Annotated in this window: 3 protein-coding genes; all 3 read right to left on the bottom strand. The window is 44.7% G+C overall.

Going from position 1 to position 3,311, the window contains the following annotated elements; genetic code table 11:
- Window positions 1-115: 115 nt before the first annotated feature.
- The 3 genes from ACR2PX_RS29395 to ACR2PX_RS29385 all read right to left on the bottom strand — a co-directional run bounded on the left by ACR2PX_RS29395 (window position 116) and on the right by ACR2PX_RS29385 (window position 2,502).
- Window positions 116-310: a hypothetical protein gene (locus ACR2PX_RS29395; RefSeq protein WP_434002903.1), complete on the bottom strand. Its 195-nt coding sequence runs from the start codon at window positions 308-310 to the stop codon at window positions 116-118.
- 279 nt (window positions 311-589) lie between these two features.
- Complete coding sequence (locus tag ACR2PX_RS29390; RefSeq protein WP_434002902.1) at window positions 590-2,104, bottom strand: anthrax toxin-like adenylyl cyclase domain-containing protein; 1,515 nt, start codon at window positions 2,102-2,104, stop codon at window positions 590-592.
- A gap of 74 nt (window positions 2,105-2,178) precedes the next feature.
- Window positions 2,179-2,502, bottom strand: coding sequence for an alkylphosphonate utilization protein (locus tag ACR2PX_RS29385; RefSeq protein ID WP_434002901.1), 324 nt, complete (start codon window positions 2,500-2,502; stop codon window positions 2,179-2,181).
- Window positions 2,503-3,311: the final 809 nt, after the last annotated feature.

The raw sequence follows: 3,311 nt of genomic DNA, 5'->3' as shown, positions 1-3,311 counted from the left end.
AAGAAGCTTTGCAGTCTGTTCACTCTGCTGTTCGTTGCGGGTTGAGAAAACCATGGGATAAAGGATAGTCGCTGCAAGGGAAAGGTATTATTCTCTTTCTCTGTCCAGCAGCTTTTTAGGAATTACGTAAATTATGAATTTCGGCTTTTGACAGAAGCTGCGTACTTTTTACTTTACTGCTTTTCCCTCTTTGTTGAAGTATCTGAATACTGGACGCCATGGCGAGTACTTTGAACATTTCTTCTCTTCGATCATCGATAACTTCAGGCTCTACATAACCTGCTTTGGGTAAAGGTACGGGAGTCAGCAATGCAATCACTTCATCGCGATTTCTGTGGCGTAATAAAATGCGGCCTTTTTCCGGGTTAAGGAATTGCCTTGTCTCAACTTTCTTAGCTCTTCTTGTTTTGGGGGACGGGCTTCTTGAAGCAGATTGGGTTGATGAATGCTCTTGATTGACTTTTAGCTTAGCGCTCTCTTCAATCGTTTCCAGAGTTCTTCCCAGTACCTTATCTGACTTTTTACGGCGGGAAGGGGGGGGGGGGAACTTTGTTGGAAGCCAGCGGCTTTGTCATCCTTGGGGCCCATTCTATCCATGGCTGTTTTTCTTCCCATCTGCTTTTTCTAAACTGTTCACTTTATCTCTGATAGGTTCCAGAGCTACATCCTTGAACTCATCCCATAAAGTGTTCATTTCTATCTTGATACCATTGTCACGCATGGTTCTGTAAAGCTTAGATAATTCTTCTTCGGTTTTGATCAGAATAGGAGTATCTGAATAAATGCCCATCTTATTGAGCATACTTTCTGGAATAAAAACCGTAGTAGGCAGGTTGGCGTTCATATCGGTGTATGGGTTTTTATTGTCTGTCCCATGATGCACCATCGGGTTGTCTTCTCTCCCATACTCAGTGTTGAGTGCATTGATGATTTCCAGTTTTCTTTTGGAGTAAATACCCAGAACCGGATCCAGTTCGCCATAGCGATCTTGTTGGCCCAGATCGACATCTTCATAGTGTGAGTGGACGAACAGAAGGTCAAAATCAGCGGTATAAGGCAATACCATAAGCTTTTGTCTGCTCTCGCCTGCACCCGAGAAAATATCCCATTGACCATCCTCTCTGAGATGGGCTTCAAAAGATTCGGCTGGACCTGTATTGCTACGAGGGGCTGAGGTAAAAACGAAAGCGTCTTTATAGCCTTGAGCAGGTTCTGTAGGTGTCAGACCTTCCAGCATACCTAAGCTCTCAAGTTCTCTGAGCCTTTTTTTAGAGATATGGAGGTGCTCAGGTGTTGCAACTTGATCAACTTCAATAGCCTGACGATTCACTTCATTAAATTTGGCTACCTTATCCGAATTTCCTGAAAGCTTACTGAAATGCTGGTCTACAGGAATAAGGCCAGCCATTGGCCCCCAGTTGGAGCTCTTTCCTTTGATGGATAAGGGTTTAGATTGAAATCCTTCCTCGATAAGCGTCTGGCAGATAAGTTCTACTGGCCTGATGGCGATAATGACGTTTTCTCGATTCGATACCGCCTGGGTTCGTTTCAAGTAGTCAGGAGGAATACCCTGATTTTCATAGTTAGACACTTTATTAAAGCCAATCAGCACATTTTCACTTAATGATCCTCTGCGGGAGAAAGCACGCTGAACTGAGTCTACATTTACGGCTTTTTTGGCTAGCGCCTGGAAGCTGCCTCTCCTTGATTGGGGTGGGCTTTCGAGCTCTTTCTTATTCAAAACCCGGTGATCAGATTTAAGGAATGGATTCTTATCCAAGTCTATCGATCGTCGATCTACTTTGGGTTTGGGCCTGACAGGAGGAGGGGAGGCAGGAATGCTTTCTTTGTTATTCTCGGGTCTTGGTATCTGGTTTTCGACTTCCCGTTTTTCAAAACTTCGCTCCTTCAGTGGTTTTATCTGGAGTTCTTTGTCTGTCAGAAAAGTCTGTTTAGGTTGAAGTTTTATATAAGATTCTTGTACGGGGCGAAGTTCAACTTTCCTGGTAAAAGCCTGGCGAATAAGGAACCGGTCAACTTCAGTCTCTTTTGGACCCAATGCATAGTCAGTTGGAAATCCGCCTGTCGTGACGCCCCCAGCCATAGCCACATTCCTTGTGATTGCTGCTATTAAGAATAGCCAAGCTATAGCCCATGTCGGACTATAGCTGTCATCTATTAGGCTTTTTTAAGGAATTTGCTGACCAGAACAATTCTTACCCCGTTGACTCGACCTTCTATATGTTCTGGATTACTGGTTAGGGAAATGTTCTTTACGGTTGTTCCGCGTTTAGCTGTAAACCCAGCACCTTTAACATCAAGATCCTTGATCAGTGTAACCGTATCGCCCGGTTCCAGACGAGAACCATTGCTGTCGAAGGTAGGAGTTGAGTCTTCTTCATCAGAAAGGCCTGCTTCTGCCCATTCCTTTACATCATCTTCGAGATACATCATATCCAACAGATCCTGAGCCCAAGGTTCAGATGAGAGTTGGTTGAGCATACGCCACGCCATGACCTGAACAGCAGGAACCTGACTCCACATGCTGTCATTAAGGCAGCGCCAGTGATTGGAGTTTATTTTATTGGAATGATTAATCTGGCTTAGGCAGGTGCTACAGAGTAATACATGACTTTCTGCGGAGGAGTTGGGTGAGTCAGGTACTGCATATATAGATAGGTCTTCATCAGAAGAGCAGAGCTCGCACCTGGAATCATTGCGTTCATGCAGAGTGTTTTCGATAGACATAGATAAGTACTGATCTAACAAAGGAGGAGTGGGAAGCGATTATGCCCCCTTTTATAAAGAGTGACTAATTCCAGTTAATTATCAGCGTGATGTCTTATATGTCTGAAAGCCTTGAGTAACAAGGCCTTTAAGGTATCTGTCGCATAAAAATAGGTGTAATCCGATCTTTCGGAAAAGGCAGCTTCAAGAGTAATCTATGTCCATCGATCGGGGCTGAGATGTACCGAGTCGGTAGCCAGGTTGCCATTGCAAGAGCAGTGTATTGCAGTTGTTGGCAGATGTCTTGGTGAGTGCAGTTATGCACACCTCGCTGAACGAGGTTTCTATCGAATAGGTAGAATGTTCAGCGATGTTTTCAAGTCTTTCGTTTCTCTTCTCGAAACAAGCGCTTGACAACAACCGGCGCCACGGTATGATGAGCGCCTCGCTGAACAGTGCCAGACGCTGAATCAGCCGATTGAAACCTTCCGGTTTTAATCCAGTTCTTTAACAAACAATCAGACAATTCGTGTGGGCGCTTGTGCGAATGGCATCAGTCAATCGGTCTTTCTCTTAGAGAGGGG

It is taken from the genome of Endozoicomonas sp. (assembly GCF_051008435.1).
In the GTDB taxonomy this organism is placed as follows: Bacteria; Pseudomonadota; Gammaproteobacteria; order Pseudomonadales; family Endozoicomonadaceae; genus Endozoicomonas_A.
The sequence above is the reverse complement of the archived record's forward strand: the minus strand, read 5'-3'. Positions and strand labels throughout refer to the sequence as shown.